The sequence below is a fragment of the Nocardiopsis gilva YIM 90087 genome (assembly GCF_002263495.1).
Taxonomy (GTDB): Bacteria; Actinomycetota; Actinomycetes; order Streptosporangiales; family Streptosporangiaceae; genus Nocardiopsis_C; species Nocardiopsis_C gilva.
In genome coordinates this window covers 5282723-5299728 of sequence record NZ_CP022753.1, presented here as the reverse complement: position 1 = coordinate 5299728, position 17006 = coordinate 5282723, and the positions used below count along the sequence as shown (strand labels likewise).

Below are 17006 nucleotides of genomic sequence, written 5' to 3'. Positions count from 1 at the left end.
GGCGTTAGCCAGTCACGCCACCACCCCGCTGCGCGGCTTGGCATGTCGCGCCCGGTAACCGGAGGTCACGGCTGCTCTCCCTGCCTGCGTGCCGGGATGAACGGCGCCAACCCATCGGGCACACCAGAGCTCTGCGCACGCGGAGGTGGACCCCCACAAAGGCCCGGCACTGTGGGTGCCGGGCCAGCCGCGCGCATCGTCGGCGCAGCATGCTTGGACGGCAGCTACCAGAGGTACCCAGCAGTACCCATCGCCGCGACGAGAACGAGCGCCTCGACCGCGATGGCGATCAGGAGCCAGAGCGGTACGGGCTTCTTGGCGCCGATGAAGTACAGGCCGCTAAGGCCCAGGACGAGTTCGAGAAGTCCGGCGCCGGTTACGACGAGATCCATGATGATCTCCTAGCTCTTCGGTCGGGGGGCGTCAGCAGAGGTACTGGGCCACCAGCGCGGACACACCCGAGCCAGCGGCCAGCGACGCCGAGAAGGCACCAGCGGCCTCGGCACTGACCCAGCTGCCGGCGACCACGATCCCACCGGCCGCTGCTGCGGCGCCGTAGGCCTGCGCGACCTCGGCGACGGCCTGCTGCTAGTGGGCCTGTTGGAGGACCTCGGCGGATGCCGGGCTGGTCGAGGTCATCAGGGCGACCGATGTCAGGAGGGTGATGGGGAGGGTGGTCAGGCGGCGCAGGGGGCTGTGCCTGGATGTGGTCATGGCTTGGTTTCGTTCCGTGACGGGGCCAGTGCGGCGCTCACGCTAACAGGATCATCGGTTGATTTTTCATCGGATGATTCCCTGTGACCACATGCGGTCAATTGGTTACGTTTCAATGAGGGGTGTCGCTTCAGTGCCTTGCCGGAGCGGGGGTGTCCTCCTTCTCACGCCGCGAGCATCAACGCCACTACCGGCGCTCCTGACCAGCACACCCACCGGACGCAGGTCTCCTGCCAGCAGCCCCCAGCAGCGAAGGTGGCAGGGGAGCGGAACATCCACCACCGCTTCAGAGTTTCGCGCACGCGGAGATGGACGCACTGCGGCCGTCCTCACCGTCGCGGTAGCAGCGCCGCAGCGCCCAGCGCATTGGCCGCCAGCAGGCATGCGGCGAGCAGCAGGCTCTCCCGCATCCCCGGTATGAAGTCCGCTGCGAGGAGCGCGCCGAAGACTGCGATGCTGAGCGCTCCGCCCGTCTGGCGGCTGGTGTTGAGTAGCGCTGCTGCCGTGCCGGCCCGCTCGGCGGCGACGCTCTCGAGCATCAGGGAGGTCAGCGCGGGCATGGCGAGGGAGCCGCCGATGCCCAGTGGGATCATCAGCAGGACGGTCACCCACGAGGGCGTGCCGGTGTCGACGGCGAGTAGCCCGCCGCAGCCCAGCGTGCCGGTCAGCAGTCCTGCCACGACCACCGCACGCGGGCCGTAGCGGGAAACCGCCCTCGGTGAGAGGTAGTTGAAGTTGGCGGTGATGACCGCCATCGGCACGAACATCAGCCCGGCCGACAGCGCCGACTGCCCCCGCTCCTCCTGGAAGAAGAGGCTCAGTACGAACACCCCACCGTAGAACGCGGCGTTGAGGGCGAAGCCTGCGATGACCGGCACGGTGACGCCGCGCTGGCGAAACAGCCCCAGTGGCAGCATCGGCGTGCGCCGCCGCGCCTCGACGGCCAGGAAACCGGCCCCGGACAGCACCGCGACCCCGGCTGCGGCAAGGACGGTGCCGGTGAACCCGTCGCGCCCGCCCTCGATCACGGTGAAGGTCAGTGCGGCCAGCGCCAGTACCGCCGTCATCTGTCCCGGCAGGTCGAAAGCGGCAGCGTGGCGCGGGGAGCGCGCCGCCCGCAGCAGGACCAGGAAACCGGCGAGCCCGGCGGGCACGTTCAGGAAGAACACGGCGCGCCAGCTCCACTCCGTGGTGAGCAGCCCGCCCAGGACGGGTCCCGCAGCGACGGCCACCGCGCCGCCGACCGTCCACAGGGCAATGCCACGCGCCCGCGCGGCCGGATCGGGGAACCCCTGCCGGATCAGCGACAGCGACGCGGGCACCATCACCGCTGCCGCGCTTCCCTGCACCACCCGCGCCGCCATCAGCGTCCCGAGCGTCGGCGCTGCCCCGCAGGCTAGCGAGGCCAGGGTGAAGACGCCGAGCCCCCAGCCGTACGCGCGCCGCGCGCCGATCCGGTCCGAGAAGGCACCGGCGGAGAGCATCAGCGCCGCGAACATCAGTGTGTAGCTGTCGGCGATCCACTGGATCCCGGACATCGAGCCGCCGAGTTCTTCCCGCACGGCGGGCAGCGCCACGTTGACGCCGGAGACATCCAGGGTGATCACGAAGAAGCCGAGGACGGCCGCGACCAGAGCAGCGCCGGGAGAGCCTGGCCGCCCTGACCCTGACCCGCCTCGGGTAACCGAGCTTGCCTCGACTGCCGGGGCTTGCCCGGATCGCGCCGCGCTCATCGTGAGCTGCTCCTCGCTGTGCCGTTCCTGTCGGATACGGACAGCAGCTTGCTCTGCGTCTACGGCCCCGGGCAGGCCGAGCCGTCCAGGGGAGCGCTGTTCCTGGCCGTGGTACGGCCTCCCTGGATGCGTTCCCCTTCGCGACAATGGGCGGATGAGCGAAGGTACGGAACTGGGCCGCTTCCTCCGCGCCCGCCGCGCACAGATCCGCCCGCAGGACGTGGGCCTGCCTGCGGGTACAGGCATCCGCCGCACTCCGGGACTGCGCCGCGAGGAGCTGGCGACGCTGGCCGGGGTCAGTGTCGACTACTACACGCGCCTTGAGCGCGGCCGCGAGAACCGGCCCTCGCCCTCCGTCGTCACCGCGCTCGGCGAGGCGCTGCAGCTCTCCGGTGACGCGCTGCGGCGGCTGCACGAGCTGGCGGCGCTCGCAGCGGGCCAGGCGCCGACGCAGCCCCCGGCCCCGGAACGCGCCGTACGGGAGTCGGTCCGCGCCCTGCTGGAGACGCTGCGGCCCTCACCGGCCTACGTCGTCAACCGCGCCAATGACCTGCTGGCCGCCAACCGGCCCGGCCTGCGCCTCTTCCACGGCATCACGGACTGGCCGCCGGAGCGTCGCAACATCACCCGATACATGTTCCTGCACCCCATGGGCCGCACGCTGTACCGCGACTGGGAGGAGATGGCAGCGCACAGCGCGGCCCACCTGCGTGCGACGGCGGGCGCCGACCCGGACATGCCGGAGCTGGCCCAGCTCGTCGGTGAACTCGTGGTGAAGAGCCCGGAGTTCGCCCGCCTGTGGGAGCGGTACGACGTTCAGGCGCGCGGCGGCGGCCAGAAGCACTTCCAGCACCCGGAGGTCGGCTCGATGTGCCTCAGCTTCGAGGTGATGGCGATCTTCCGCACCGACGGACAGCGCCTCGTCACCTACCAGGCACCGCCCGGCACCCCGGACCACGACGCGCTGCTGCTACTCGACATGGCCAGCCCCACAGAGGCAGAACTCTCCGAGGGGGCCGATCGGTAGCCGGCCAGGCTTCATCCGCAAGCGTGCGGCGGCGAAAGTGAGCGTTGCCGCAGCCGGAGGTATTTGCGGCTGCGGCAACGCTTCCCACAGGTCGTTGAGTCGCCCAACAGTTGAGCCTCACGCAGGTAAGGGCCAGAAGCGGATGACGCGCCCGCTCGGCGACGGCGTTGGCAAAGCCCCGCTTGGACAAGCCCGACTGGGTGAACAAGTGCGTGAGCGCTGAAGCAGGCGACCGGCTGCCCATCACGGCCTCAATTGCCCGTTCGTCGGGGGGCGCCCCGACCGTAGCTCAGCAGGAGTCGCGGCGACAGGGGGAATTCCACGACCGCCTGGACCGGGTTCGGTGCCCGGAACACGCCTGGTTCCCGCACTCGGATGCCCCTGGTGCGGCACCCGGGCTGCGCCCGGCCCTGTGAGCTCGGCCCTTCGCCTACGGCTGGTACCAAAGTGTCAGCGCTGCAGCGTTGCGCTGGACAAACTGTGGGATCTCGGCCGGCATGAGCGCGCTCGCGGCGACGATCCCAGCCGTGCAGGAAAATCCTCGTTGATCTCGGGAAAATGTGCCAAATTCTATCGGATTTTTGGCGCACTTTCCCGAGATCAACGAGGAAAGGAGAGGCGGCGGCCGGGCCGCGGGGTGTTGCTGTCGGTACCGCGCCGCTCGCGTTCTTGCCGCAGCTGTGAGGCGGCCTTCATCTGAACGGCGAGGGCCTGACGAGGGCATATGTCGGAGACGTACACACCTCGCGCCCTCGACCGCGCGCGTACTGCCCGCACGACCTTCGGGAGCAGCTCCCCGCGCGTGCTCTTGGTGAGTACGAACAATTGGAATCCCTGCTCCTCGATGCGGTGTCGACGCTCCACATCGGACTCTCGCCGGTCCGCGTGGCACTCCCCGTCGTACTCGATGCCGATCCCCAGCTCCGGGTAGGCGAGGTCGAGATAGGCGTTGGCGCGGCGCCCGCCGGGTGTGGCGAGCGGGTACTGTGCGACCGGCTTCGGTAGCCCCGCGCCCACCAGGTCCATCATCAGCCGGGACTCCTCGGGCGACTGAATGAGTGGCTCGGCGAACTCCGCGACCGCCGCCGCCTGCCGTACCCCAGCCCATCTGAACAGCCGTTCCTGCCCCACATAACAGCGGAAGGCGTCCGGGCTGAACAGGATCTCCCGGTCGTCGTGCGGCTCCACTCCCACATGCAGCATCGCGTTGAGGGCGGCAACAGGCTCGCGCAGAGTCCCATCACCTCCCTGTTTCGCCAGCCGGGCCAAGTCGAAGGCGGTACGCAGAGGTGACGTGACCGCGACTCCTCGGATGAGCGACGTGTCGTCCCGACTCAGTTCAGCGTGCGTTACCTTCACGTACTCGCGTGGATGCATGGGGGTATCCCTGGGGACGACAACCGTGATCTGTTCTCCCCTGCGCCGGTAGTCGGCGCCATGAAGGGTTGCGGCTGCCGACCCTCCGATCACCGCCCCCTGCGGGATGATCAGCATGAGCCCACGCAAACGCGTCAGGAGCGAATTAGGGCAACTGTCGACGTGTGTGTAGACGTTCGGCCATAGCTTCACCCAGGAGGAGCGCCGCAACTGGTGGCGTGTGATCAGCGCGCGCCTGCACGCCTCAGACCCGAGGAAGGGCCCGACGAAGTTGCTCAGGTATGCAAGGAAGACGTCCCATAAGGAAACGATGCGGCACCCAGCCCTGTCGCTGCTGAGTCCATCCACAGGCGCCTCGTTGATCTCGGGAAAGTGCGCCAAATTCTATCGGATTTTTGGCGCACTTTCCCGAGATCAACGGGGAATTCGGTAGACGATGAAGACGTGCTGTCGACCTGCGTTCACGGATTACCACGCACTTGACGGTGATGGGGAAAGCGCGCGGAATATTGAAGGCAGCGGACACTGAAGGTGCTCGCTGTCGCTGGCATGCGAGGGGCGTCCTTCCCGTTCGTTTGGCGGCTCGCGCGGTGTTGGCGCACAGCAGCAGCTGGCACAGGCGGCCCGCTTGGGGTGGAGAGAACATCGGAGAACTGGTCCTCGACTGCGCCGACCGGGGGCCGCTGCCGCGCTCCCACGACGTTGGCCGCGCCGCCGATCCGATGCGGTTGCGGCATCGCGAAGCGCGGGCGTGACCAGCGGCCTGTGGGCTTTACCCGGACCTCCACCCGCTGGGCCGGGGCCCGCCCGTGCGCCGAGGTGGGGTTCGCGGTTTCGGGTCGGCGATATCGGGGCGCGAACCTTGCTGCGTCGCCGCGCGTGAGCGGTGCCTGGCCGGGTTGCGGTCGTGGTCCGGTTCCCGAAATTTCGGGAAACCGCGGCGCCGTCGTGAGCTCCTCCCGCAAGCTGGGGCGCGTACTCCCTGTCACTCTTGTGAGGTGATGAGCGCTTGATGCGACCCTGGCGCCGACGCTCTCCGGCCGCCGCGGCACGCCCATCCGCCGCGCAGCTGCCGGAGGTCAAGGCCAGCCGCTACAGTCCCTGGGTCGAGGAGCTGGAGTCCACGTCGATCTGGCAGGTCGCGGCGCGGCTGCCGGCGCTGGTGGTGACGGCGCTGCGGTGGTCGTGGCGGGCCAGCCCGCGCGACACCGCGGCGACGCTGGGGTTGAACGTGGCGGCCGGGGTGTTCACGGCGTTCGGGCTGATCGCGGTGGCCGGGGTGCTGGAGTCGCTGTTCAGTGCCGGGCCGACTCCGGACCGGGTGCGCGCTGCCCTGCCCTCCCTGCTGCTGGTGGCCGGGGCCGCGATGACGCGCGGGGCGCTGGCCGCGGGCGCCGGGTGGGCGCAGTCGCGGCTGGCGCCCCAGGTCGAGCGCGCGGTCGAACTCGAGCTGTTCCGGCTGACGTCGCACATCCGATTGGAGTCCTTCGACGACTCCGACTTCGCCGACACCATGTACCGGGCGCGCGATCGCGGTACGCGTGAGGTCGCGCGGATGGTCAGCCACACCGTCGACGTCCTGACCGCGCTCATCGGCCTCGTCGCGGTCGCCGGGGTGCTCTCCGTCCTCCACGTCCTCTTGCTGCCGCTGCTGATACTGACAGTGCTCCCCGACGGGTGGGCGGCCGTGCGCGCGGCGCGCATCCGCTACGCCAAGTTGCGCGAAATGACGACCACCCGACGCCGCGAGATGATCATCGGCGACCTGCTCGCCGACCGCTCCTCGGCGGCGGAGCTGCGCGCCCACACCATGCGCCCGTTCCTGCTGGAGCAGTACGTGGCCACCGCCGACCACGTGCGCGACGCCCTGCTCGGGGTGGCCCGACGCCAGACCCTCGTGCGCTCCACCGGCGACGCCGTCTCCGGCGGGGCCACCGCCCTCACCTATACCGCGCTGGGCGGACTGCTGGTGACCGGCGCCATGCCGCTGTCGGTCGCCGGAACCGCCGTTCTGGCCATCCGCCAGGGCCAGACCTCGCTGAACCAACTGCTGCACAGCGTCAACGCCTGCTATGAGTCCGGGCTGTTCTTCAACGACTTCCTGGAGTTCTGTGACCAGGCCCGCACCCGGTTTCCTGGGCCCGCTACGCGATCCCTGCCGGGCGCGCTGGAGGTGCTCTCCACCCGAGAGCTGGTGTTCTCCTACCCCGGAACGGACGAACCGGCCCTGCGCGGCGTGGACATCGAAATCCGCCGGGGCGAGGTCGTCGCCCTGGTCGGCGAGAACGGGTCGGGCAAGAGCACGCTGGCGCGGCTGCTGTCGGGGCTGTACACGCCCCAGCGCGGGGCGGTGCTGTGGAACGGCGTCGACCTGGCAACCGTCGTGCCGGAGGAGTACCGCGCACGTATCGGGCTGATCAGCCAGGACTACACGCAGTGGCCGCTGTCGGCGCGGCGCAACATCACCATGGAGAGCGCCTGCGACGAGCCCCGGCTGCGCCGGGCGTTGAAGCTCAGCGGCGCCGACGAGGTCGTCGCCGAACTCTCCCACGGCCTGGACACGCTGCTGGACAAGCGGTTCGTCGACGGCGCCGACCTCTCCGGCGGGCAGAAGCAGCGCATCGCCGCGGCCCGAGGGCTGTACCGGGACGCCGACCTCGTGGTGGCCGACGAGCCGACCGCCGCTCTGGACGCGCGCGCCGAGCAGCGGCTCTTCGACACCCTCCACTCCGCAGCGACCGGCAGCACCGTTCTGCTCATCACCCACCGGCTCGCGTCGGTACGGATGGCCGACCGCATCTACGTGCTCGACCACGGCCGGGTGATCGAGCAGGGGACGCACCAGCAGCTGATGGACATGCCCAACGGTCACTACCGGCAGCTGTTCTCCATCCAGGCCGACGCGTACTTGGGCATGACCGACGACCACGGCGTCCGCGACCGGGTGAGCCGCTCGTGATCACGGCCGGGCAGCGTGGGGACTCTTCGCAGTTCGCCACAAGGGACTACCGCGAGGGGCTGTGACCAGCACGCTCGATGCACGCCCTAGAGGTTCACCTCGTACGCGCGACGCAGCCAGGCCACGACCTCGTCGTCGACATCGTCTGGAGACGCGAGGGCGATCCGCCACCGGAAGTCGTCGTTGCCGAGGCTCCTGGCCGGGAGCAACCTGCCCTCGGTTCCCTGGGGTTCGAGTCGCAGGCCGAGATCGACGCGCCTGGCCGTCGATGCCCGAACGAGGGCGAAGGTCCGGCGCGGCCCGACCAGCGACACGTACGTCTTGCGCGCCTGGACATGGACCTCGTCGAACCCCGTCGCGGCGCCAAGGATGGCGTCCAGCACGGGGCGTAGCGCGGGCCGGTCGGCGTACTGGGCGTCGATGAGTTCGTCGGCGGTGGCGGTGAGGAAGTCGGGGTAGCCGAACCGCTCCATGACGAGGAGTGCCTGCGCGTATCCGGTCACGCCCTGGCCGGTGAGCCATGAGCGCAACTGGCCCTCCGTGTCGTCGGCTCCGCTGGCTCGCACCCGGGCGTTCCACTCCTCGACCCCGGCGCCGGTTCGTTTCCGGAGTAGCCGCGCGGAGTCTTCCATCATGGACCGCCAGTCCCTCGCCCCGGACATCGCCGTCTCCTAGCTTCACGTACCCGCCGTGTGTGCTCAGCGTACGTCGGGGAGGCCCGGCCAATCGGCGTACAGCCCCACGTCACGAGCCTGGTTTATACCACTCTCGCGTTTCAGGACGCGGCTCCCTTGTGGGGGTTCGGGTGCATCGAGGATCGGATTCTGTGGACGGCGTAGCCGACGGCGATCAGGGTGAGGAGGCAGGCGCCTATCGCGGCCCAGACCGCGCTCGGCAGCGTGCTGGAGGTCCCCAGACCCGCATCGGCGTCGCTGAAGACGACGACGATCGCGGTCGAGTTGTTGAACGCCCCGTGCGCTATGACAGCGGGCCACAGCGAACCGGAGGCCAGGCGCAGCCAGGCCAGGACCGCGCCCAACAGGACGCTCAACGCGGTCATCGCGCCGAGGCCGATCAGGTCGGGTCGGCCGAAGTTGTAGCCGAGCAGGATGATCGGGGCGTGCCACACGCCCCACACCACTCCGTGGGCCACCGCCGCGGGAACCACTCCCATCGGCACGAGCGCGGGCAGCAGGTAGCCGCGCCACCCCCACTCCTCGCCGAACATCATCGGCAGGCTGAGCAGTACGCCGACCAGCTGCAGGGCGGCGAGGAGCCCGAGCGCGCCCAGTGGGACGCCTTGGCCGTCCGCGTCAGTGAGGCCCAGGCCGGCGGCGAACACGCGGAAGCCGGAGAAGTTCGCCAGGTCCGGCTGGTAGGCGCCCGCCGCCGTCGCGAGCAGGACGCCGCCCAGCATGACGATCGGCGGGAAGACGAGCCCGCAGGCGCAGTATCGCAGCAGGCGCCCGGCCGGGCGCAGCGGGGTCATGCCCGTCGCGCGGGGGATGCTGGCCGGTCGGTCGACGAACCGCAGAACGATGAACGCCGCCATAGCCGGAGTGAACATCATCAGCCCGATGAGCAGCCGCCCCTGCGGGTGGTCCAATCCGTCGCCTCCGAGCCACAGCGGGGAGACGGGGACCCAGGCAAGTACGCAGGCCAGGACACAGAACACGATGATGGCCCGGCCGGAGCGGCGGTCGATGCGCCGACCAGTCGCGCGACCGGCCCGCGACACGGCGCCGAATCCGCTGCCCGAGGGTGGGGTGGACATTGGTTCCTCCCGGTAGAGGGCGTGGGGTGCGGGTGAGTGGACTCCTAGCCGAATCGGTCCTCGCGGCAGATCGTATGGAAATTTCTGCGCAGGCGCTGTTAGGGGGTCCTAGGGAGCGCTTAGGGGTTTCGGTCGTTGGTGGTTTCGTTAGGATCGAGAGCGGCTGCGTATCTGCATGCCTTTTGTGTGGTGGGAGCGCGGGGGCGTTCCGTTTCTCGGTGAATGATAAATGATAATGATGCCGTCGAGGTGATAGCAATGTCCCTGGCTCCGAGCGCCAAAGGGACCGTGCCGTTCAAGGAATTTGAGACGTGGTATCGCGTCACCGGCGATCTGGATTCCGAGCGGCCCGCTCTCGTTCTGTTGCACGGGGGGCCGGGGAGTACGCACGACTACATGTTGAACATGGCCGAGCTCAGCGAGCTCGGTTTTCCTGTCGTGCACTACGACCAGCTCGGAAACGGCGGCTCCACCCACCTGCCCGACCGTGGCGCGGCCTTTTGGACGGTCAAGCTGTTCCTGGACGAGCTGGACAATCTCCTGCAGGGGCTTGGGATCGCCGACAAATACGTGCTGTTCGGCCAGTCCTGGGGCGGCATGCTCGCCGCCCGGCACGCCTCCAAGGGTCCCGAGGGGCTGCGCGGCCTGGTCATCGCCAACGCTCCGGCCTCCTACCAGCTGTGGCTGCGGGAGATGAAGGTGCTGCGGGAGCAGCTGCCGGAGGAGGTCAACGCGACCCTGCTCCGCCACGAGGCGGCGGGCACGACGCAGAGCGACGAGTATTTCGACGCCATGCGGGTCTTCTATGAGAAGCATGTCTGCCGGTTGTCGCCGTGGCCGCGCGACTACATGGCCTCCTTTATGGAGATCTACAACGACCCGACGGTGTACTACGCGATGAACGGCCCCAGCGAGTTCCACGTCATCGGAACTCTCAAGGACTGGTCGGTGGAGGAATGCTCCGCCGATATCGAGGTGCCCACACTGCTGATATCCGGGCGGTACGACGAGGCCACTCCGGCCACCGTCCAGCCGTTCTATGACAATATCCCGGACGCGCGTTGGGAGATCTTCGAGGAATCCAGCCACCTGCCGCACCTGGAGGAGCCGGAGCGTTTCCGGGAGGTCATGGCGGAATTCCTGAAGGGGATCGCGTGAGCCGGGTGGAATCTGCGGGTCGCTGAGATCCGCTGATGGTGTGACCGGAAGCGGAAAAAGGAAAGCGGACTTATGGAGAACGGTGCCCGGACGGGCGAGGCGGTCGTCTTCCCCGGGATGGGGCCGACCCGCTTCGCGGACGTCGGCAAGTTCATGGTCATCAACCCGATCGCGCGGGAGCTCGTCGCGGTCTCCAACGACACCCTCGGCTACTCGCTCGTCGAGCGATTCAAGCAGACCCCGGGCGACTACTCGGAGTACGCGCAGGCCGCGTTCCTGATCAACTGCCTGGCCATGGCGAGGTGGGCCGAGCAGGAGCACGGCGCCCGGCCGGAGGCCTGCGTCGGGCCGAGCTTCGGCGGCAAGGCGGCGGCGATCTACTCCGGCGCGCTGGACCCCGCGCAAGGCATCTCGATGGCGGTGCGCCTGGCCCGGCTGCAGGACGAGTTCTTCGCCGAGGAGCACACCGACGTCGTCACCTCCTCCTTCGCGCGCGTGCCGGACGAGGCGCTGCGCGAGGTGCTCGACGGCATGGACGCGCGTGGTGAGTGGTACGACATCGCGTGCCGCGTCGACCGCGACTTCCACATGGTCTCGCTGCGGCGCGAGCACCTCGACGCGTTCAAGAAGGAGCTGCGCGGCCACGGCGGGCTGCCGCTGTACGAGATGCACCCGCCCATGCACTCCTCCGCCTTCGGAAACCTGCGGAAGCGGGCGGACGCGGAGATCTTCGCCGACCTGGAGTTCCGCGACCCGAAGCTGCCGGTGATCGCCGACCAGGACGGGACGGTCATCACCACGGCCGACGGCGTGCGCACCCTGCTCCTCGACGGGTTCGTCCGGGCGGTGCAGTGGCCCGAGGCCGTGGCGGCCCTCCAGCAGCGGGGCATCTCCAAGGTCTACGTGTGCGGCCAGGACTCCCTGTTCGGCCGGGTCGGGGTCACCACCCGCACCTTCGACGTCGTCCCGGTCAACCCCCAGATGGTCATGCGGCCCAAGCGGCGGCCGAAGGCGCGGCGGCAGGCGGGCTGACCCTGATGACGGGCCGCCCGCCGCACCGGAGGTCAGGACGAGGACATCTCCTGGAGGGTCTTCCACAGCACGCCCGGGGAGGCGAAGGTCTCCATGGTCAGCGCCTCGTCCACGAACCGCACGTCATAGGCGGCCTCCAGCTGCGCGAGCAGCTCGACGGTCCCCATCGAGTCCAGACCCAGATCCCGAAGGTCGGTGTCCTCCTCCAGCGGCTCGTCCGCGGAGAGAAAGGGAACGTAGGACCGCAGAAGCTCTTCGAACCGTTCATCCCACATATCGACATCTGCCTTTCGTTCTGCTCCCAGGTGCACTGATCTCCGTCCTGGACGTTATTGCACAAACTGGGTCATGACAAGTTATCGGGCCCATTTTTTGCGTAAGGGATTCGTTTGGGAATCGTCGGTCCCTTGCTTTAAAAATGCTGCCCTGAAATTGTCGAACCCGTCGCGCGCGGCAACCTTCCGAGGAGGAAGAGGAGAAAATGAAGGAAACATCCAACCCGGCGTTGTACAGGCGTTTCCTTCGCGGGCTCGCCCTTTCCCCCGACCGTCCCGCGGTCCGGCTGGGCACACAGGCCATCACCTACGAGAGCGCCCACCGGCGCGCCCTGCTGTGGGCCGGGTCCCTGCTCGCCGGGACTCCCGAGCCGCCCACTGCCGTCGGCGTCCTGGCCGGCAAGGGCGTGCAGTCCTACGTCGGCATCCTGGCCGGGCTGTACGCCGGGGCGACCGTCGTCCCGCTCCACCCCGCCTTCCCCGCCCCCCGCACCCGGCGGATGCTCGAGATGTCGGGCGTGTCGGCGGTCCTGGTCGACGACAAGGGCCTGGCCGGACTCCCGGACGTCCTCGGCGACGACCTGGTCGTCCCGGTTCTGGCCCCCGAGGTCGGCGCCGTGGTGCCCGCCCCCCTCAAGGAGATCCCCCTCGACCCCGCCCACGCCCTGACCGCACCCCGCCCGGTCACCGCCGACGACACGGCCTACATGCTGTTCACCTCCGGTTCCACCGGGGTCCCCAAGGGCGTGCCGATCAGCCACGGCAACACCCACCACTACTTCGGGCTGCTCGACGAGCGCTACGACTTCACCCCCGACGACGTCTTCTCCCAGACGTTCGACCTCAACTTCGACTGCGGCATGTTCGACCTCTTCTGCGCCTGGGGCGCGGGCGCCAGCGTCACCTACATGCCGCCGCAGGCCTACCGGGACATACCCGCCTTCATGGCCGAGCAGGGCATGACGGTGTGGTTCTCCACGCCGAGCAGCATCGCGCTCCTGCGTCGCATGGGCGCGCTGACGCCGGGGTCGATGCCTTCGCTGCGCTGGAGCTTCTTCGCCGGTGAGGCGCTGCGCATGGACGACGTCGCCGACTGGCACGCCGCCGCCCCGAACTCCACGGTGGAGAACCTGTACGGCCCGACCGAGCTCACCGTCACCATCACCGGCCACCGCTGGTCACCCGAGGAGACGCCGAAGCTGGGGATCAACGGCCTCATGCCCATCGGCCGGGTCCACGAGGGCCACGACCACCTGCTGCTCGACGCCGACGGCGTGCCCACCGACGCCGACGAGGGCGAACTGTGCATCACCGGTCCGCAGATGACGGCCGGGTACCTCGACCCCGCCGACAACAAGGGCCGGTTCGTCGAGCACGACGGGCGCAGCTGGTACCGCACCGGCGACCGCATCCGCCGCGCCGAGAACGGCGAACTCGTCTACGTGGGCCGTCTCGACGCCCAGGTCCAGGTGCAGGGGTGGCGCGTGGAGCTGGCGGAGATCGAGTATGCGCTGCGGGGCGTCGACGACGTCGAGGACGCGGTCACCGTGACCCGGGAGGGCGAGGGAGGAACCGAGCTGGTCGTCTTCTACACCGGTGCCCCTACCTCGCCCGCCGCGCTCGCCCGCGAACTGCGCCGCGTCCTGCCCCCGGGCATGCTGCCCAAGGAGTACCGGCACGTGGCCGAGTTCCCGCTCAACCCCAACCGGAAGATCGACCGGGGACGGCTGGCCAGCGACGCGAACGTGATCGAGCGAGCGTAGGCGTCAACGCCGAAGGGCCGCAGGCCCGAGGGCGTTGGCGGTGTAGCGAGTGAGGAGCGTGAGCGCGGAGTGAGTACCGACGCGAACGTGATCGAGCGAGCGTAGGCGTCGACACCGAAAGGCCGGAGGCCCGAGGGTGTCGGCGGTGGAGTGAGCGAGGAGCGTGAGCGCGCAGCGAGCAGGGAGGCCGCTGAAGGGCGGTAGCGCCCCCCCCGCGACGGTGCTGACGGGCGCTGAGAATGCGCCTCACGGGATAGGGGAGCCTAGGGGTATGGCGTACGTACGTCCGTAGGTAGCCTTTTTTGCGACGCCGAATTCTTCCTTGTTCTGCCATGGGCGCGAAACGCTCGTGTGTTTTCAACTACCGGGCACGGGGAGTGGCCTTGGATACCCACGCGAACTCGACCCTGAGTAATTATGTGACCTCGCCCGTAGAGGGTGGACTCATTCATGCCTTGCTGGATGAGGCCGTCGCGGAGGTACCAGATGCCTGTGCCGTTCGCGACGCGGTCGGGGAATGGAGTTACCGTCGGCTGAGTGAACTCAGTCACGCATTTGGAAATTGGCTGCAGGAACGCGGCGTCCGACCGGGGGACCGCGTCGTAACGCAGACGCCGAGCAACCGGGAACTGGTCGCCATGTTCTACGGCGCCTCCCGCTGCGGAGCCATCTTCGTTCCGCTGAACCCGGCGATGAAGGCCTTCCACCTGGAGTCGGTGCTGAAGAACGCCGACCCGGCGCTGATCGTGGCGGCCGGAGCCAACGTCGAGCCGCTGCGCGAGGCCGCCACCGCGCCCGTGCACGATGTGGCCGACATCTGGCCCGAGGTCGAGGCGCTGGACGAGCGCGGGGCGCCCCCGGTGTCCGCCAAGGTCGACCCCGACGACATCGGGGTCCTCATCTACACCTCCGGCAGCACCTCCGCCCCCAAGGCGGTGATGGGCCCGCACGCTCAGGTGACCTTCGCGTCCCACGCGATTAACGCCGAGTTGGGCTACCAGCCCGACGACGTCGTCTTCTGCCGCTTCCCGCTGTCCTGGGACTACGGCCTCTACAAGGTCCTGCTGTCCTGCATCGGCCGCTCCGAGATCGTGCTCGCCGGTGAGGAGTCCGACCTCGTGCTGCTCCGGCGCATGCGGGAGGTCGGCGCCACCATCGTCCCGATCGTCCCGTCCCTGGCCGGCATGATCGCCACCCTGGCCGGACGCGACTCCGAACCCGCGCCGCCCGTCCGGATGTTCACCAACACCGGCGCGGCCCTGCCCGCCTCCACCATCGACGCGCTGCGCAAGCACTTCTCCGGCGCGCGCGTGGTGCGGCAGTTCGGCCAGACCGAGTGCAAGCGCATCTCGATCATGCCGCCGGAGATGGAGCTGGAGAAGCCCGAGTCCGTCGGTCGTCCCCTGCCCGGGACCCGGGTGCTGATCCTCGGCGAGAACGGCGAGGAGATGCCGGTGGGCGAGGTCGGCGAGATCGTCGCCGCCGGCCCCCACGTGATGCCCGGTTACTGGTGCGCCCCCGAGCTGACCGCCCGCGCCTTCCGGCGCGACGAGGCCACCGGTGAGCTGCGCCTGCACACCGGCGACTACGGGCACCTCGACGCCGACGGATTCCTGTACTTCGAGGGCCGCCGCGACGACATGTTCAAGCGCAAGGGCATCCGGATGAGCACGCTGGAGATCGAGGCCGCGGCCATGGACATCCCCGGCGTCCGCAGCGCCGCCGTCCTGCCGCCGACCGGCAAATACGACCTGGCCGTCTTCGTCGAGGGCGAGCTGGAGGAACACGCGGTGCTGCGGGAGCTGCGGCTCCGCCTGGAACCGCAGAAGGTCCCGGCGGTCTGCCGTGTCGTCGACGACGTCCCCCTCACGCTGCACGGCAAGAACTCGCGGGAGGCCCTGGTGAAGATGCTCGACGGGAGTAACCGGTGACACGATACGCCGACTTGGCCGAACGCTACGGCTCGCCGCTGTACGTCTACGACCTCGACCGGGTGGCCGCCGCACGGCGGGACCTGTTCGCCGCGCTGCCGGAGGAGTTCGAGCTCTTCTACGCGATCAAGGCGAACCCGCACCCCGAGGTGGTGCGCACCCTCCGCGAGGGCGGCGACAGCGGCGGCGTCCGGGCCTGCCGCGCGGAGATCAGCTCCACTGGGGAGCTCGCCGTGGCCCTGGCCGCCGGGTTCAGCGGGGAGAAGATCCTCTACACCGGCCCGGGCAAGACCGGGCGCGAACTCCGCGAGGCCATCGGGCTCGGCGTCCGGATGTTCTCGGTGGAGTCCCTGGGCGACATGCGGCACATCGGCGAGGCCGCCGTGGAGCTGGGGGTCGAGGTCGACGCCCTGCTACGCGTCAACAGCGCCTCGGCCAGCGCCACCACCAGCATCCGGATGACCGGCACGCCCTCGCAGTTCGGGATCGACAGCGAGATCCTGCCCGAGGTGCTGCCCGAGCTGCGCGCCGTGCCCGGCACGCGCGTCGCGGGCTTCCACTTCTTCCCGCTGAGCAACGCGAAGAACGAGGAAGCGCTCATCGGGGAGTTCCAGAACACCATCGCGCTGGCCGCGCGCCTGCAGGAGGAGCTCGACCTCCCGCTGCGCTTCCTCGACATCGGCGGCGGCTTCACCCTCCCCTACGCGGTGCCCGGGGAGCGCCCGATCTACGGCAAGCTGCGCTCCGAACTGGAGAGCACCCTGGACGTACACCTGCCCGGCTGGCGCGACGGCGCGCCCCGGATCGCGTGCGAGTCCGGCCGCTACCTGGTGGGCGACAGCGGGACGCTGGTCGCTGGGGTCAGCAACGTCAAGGAGAGCCGCGGCCGGAAGTTCGTCATCCTCGACGCCGGGATCAACACCTTCGGCGGCATGTCCGGCCTGGGACGGCTGCTCCCGGTCGCCGTGCAGCTGGAGGCTGAGGAGGAGCCGTCGCAGAAGGCCACCCTCGTCGGCCCGCTGTGCACCCCCGGCGACATCCTCGGCCGCGAGGTCGCCCTGCCGCCCCTCGACTCCGGCGACGTGGTCAGCATCCCCAACGCCGGGGCCTACGGCCCCACCGCGAGCCTGCTCATGTTCCTGGGGCGGCCCGCACCGACAGAAGTGATCGTCCGGGGCGACGAGGTCGTCTCGGTCTCCCGAATCGAACACACCCGCTCCTATCAGGTGGGATCCGGCCCCAACGTGCGCCAGTAGCCCCCAC

Annotated in this window: 14 protein-coding genes; 7 read left to right on the top strand and 7 right to left on the bottom strand. The window is 69.2% G+C overall.

Going from position 1 to position 17006, the window contains the following annotated elements:
• Positions 1 to 224: 224 nt before the first annotated feature.
• The 3 genes from CDO52_RS27825 to CDO52_RS23360 form a co-directional block, all read right to left on the bottom strand.
• Positions 225 to 392: a hypothetical protein gene (locus CDO52_RS27825; RefSeq protein ID WP_017620961.1), complete on the bottom strand. Its 168-nt coding sequence runs from the start codon at positions 390 to 392 to the stop codon at positions 225 to 227.
• Between the two features lie 196 nt (positions 393 to 588).
• Positions 589 to 714: a hypothetical protein gene (locus tag CDO52_RS29165; protein ID WP_017620960.1), complete on the bottom strand. Its 126-nt coding sequence runs from the start codon at positions 712 to 714 to the stop codon at positions 589 to 591.
• Positions 715 to 1043: 329 nt separating this feature from the next.
• Complete coding sequence (locus CDO52_RS23360) at positions 1044 to 2447, bottom strand: MFS transporter (protein ID WP_026126231.1); 1404 nt, start codon at positions 2445 to 2447, stop codon at positions 1044 to 1046.
• Between the two features lie 154 nt (positions 2448 to 2601).
• Between CDO52_RS23360 and CDO52_RS23355 the strand changes: the two genes are divergently transcribed.
• Complete coding sequence (locus CDO52_RS23355; protein ID WP_017620958.1) at positions 2602 to 3474, top strand: helix-turn-helix transcriptional regulator; 873 nt, start codon at positions 2602 to 2604, stop codon at positions 3472 to 3474.
• A 600-nt stretch (positions 3475 to 4074) separates the two neighbouring features.
• Here the strand turns inward: CDO52_RS23355 and CDO52_RS23350 are convergent.
• Positions 4075 to 4968: a type IV toxin-antitoxin system AbiEi family antitoxin gene (locus CDO52_RS23350; protein WP_017620957.1), complete on the bottom strand. Its 894-nt coding sequence runs from the start codon at positions 4966 to 4968 to the stop codon at positions 4075 to 4077.
• Between the two features lie 895 nt (positions 4969 to 5863).
• Between CDO52_RS23350 and CDO52_RS23345 the strand changes: the two genes are divergently transcribed.
• On the top strand, positions 5864 to 7810 hold the full coding sequence (locus tag CDO52_RS23345) for an ABC transporter ATP-binding protein (protein ID WP_017620956.1): 1947 nt from the start codon (positions 5864 to 5866) through the stop codon (positions 7808 to 7810).
• An 86-nt stretch (positions 7811 to 7896) separates the two neighbouring features.
• Here CDO52_RS23345 and CDO52_RS23340 read toward each other — a convergent pair whose 3' ends face one another.
• Both CDO52_RS23340 and CDO52_RS23335 read right to left on the bottom strand, forming a co-directional pair.
• Positions 7897 to 8472: a DUF5655 domain-containing protein gene (locus tag CDO52_RS23340; protein WP_017620955.1), complete on the bottom strand. Its 576-nt coding sequence runs from the start codon at positions 8470 to 8472 to the stop codon at positions 7897 to 7899.
• Positions 8473 to 8585: 113 nt separating this feature from the next.
• Positions 8586 to 9584, bottom strand: coding sequence for a CPBP family intramembrane glutamic endopeptidase (locus CDO52_RS23335; protein ID WP_017620954.1), 999 nt, complete (start codon positions 9582 to 9584; stop codon positions 8586 to 8588).
• Positions 9585 to 9842: 258 nt separating this feature from the next.
• Between CDO52_RS23335 and CDO52_RS23330 the strand changes: the two genes are divergently transcribed.
• Both CDO52_RS23330 and CDO52_RS23325 read left to right on the top strand, forming a co-directional pair.
• A complete protein-coding gene (locus tag CDO52_RS23330) occupies positions 9843 to 10742 on the top strand; it encodes a proline iminopeptidase-family hydrolase (protein WP_017620953.1) in 900 nt (299 codons plus the stop codon).
• 72 nt (positions 10743 to 10814) lie between these two features.
• Positions 10815 to 11774 carry an ACP S-malonyltransferase gene (locus CDO52_RS23325; protein ID WP_094932701.1) on the top strand — a complete coding sequence of 320 codons (960 nt, stop codon included), beginning with the start codon at positions 10815 to 10817 and terminating at the stop codon, positions 11772 to 11774.
• A 32-nt stretch (positions 11775 to 11806) separates the two neighbouring features.
• On the opposite strand, the gene CDO52_RS23320 is transcribed toward CDO52_RS23325, so the two are convergent.
• Positions 11807 to 12049, bottom strand: a complete 243-nt coding sequence (locus CDO52_RS23320) for a phosphopantetheine-binding protein (protein WP_083920076.1) — start codon at positions 12047 to 12049, stop codon at positions 11807 to 11809.
• A gap of 206 nt (positions 12050 to 12255) precedes the next feature.
• Between CDO52_RS23320 and CDO52_RS23315 the strand changes: the two genes are divergently transcribed.
• The 3 genes from CDO52_RS23315 to CDO52_RS23305 all read left to right on the top strand — a co-directional run bounded on the left by CDO52_RS23315 (position 12256) and on the right by CDO52_RS23305 (position 16999).
• Positions 12256 to 13812 carry an AMP-binding protein gene (locus tag CDO52_RS23315; RefSeq protein WP_017620951.1) on the top strand — a complete coding sequence of 519 codons (1557 nt, stop codon included), beginning with the start codon at positions 12256 to 12258 and terminating at the stop codon, positions 13810 to 13812.
• Positions 13813 to 14144: 332 nt separating this feature from the next.
• Positions 14145 to 15743 carry an AMP-binding protein gene (locus CDO52_RS23310; RefSeq protein WP_083920073.1) on the top strand — a complete coding sequence of 533 codons (1599 nt, stop codon included), beginning with the start codon at positions 14145 to 14147 and terminating at the stop codon, positions 15741 to 15743.
• Positions 15740 to 16999 carry a type III PLP-dependent enzyme gene (locus tag CDO52_RS23305; RefSeq protein ID WP_017620949.1) on the top strand — a complete coding sequence of 420 codons (1260 nt, stop codon included), beginning with the start codon at positions 15740 to 15742 and terminating at the stop codon, positions 16997 to 16999. Before CDO52_RS23310 ends, CDO52_RS23305 begins: the two co-directional genes overlap by 4 nt.
• Positions 17000 to 17006 lie beyond the last annotated feature (7 nt).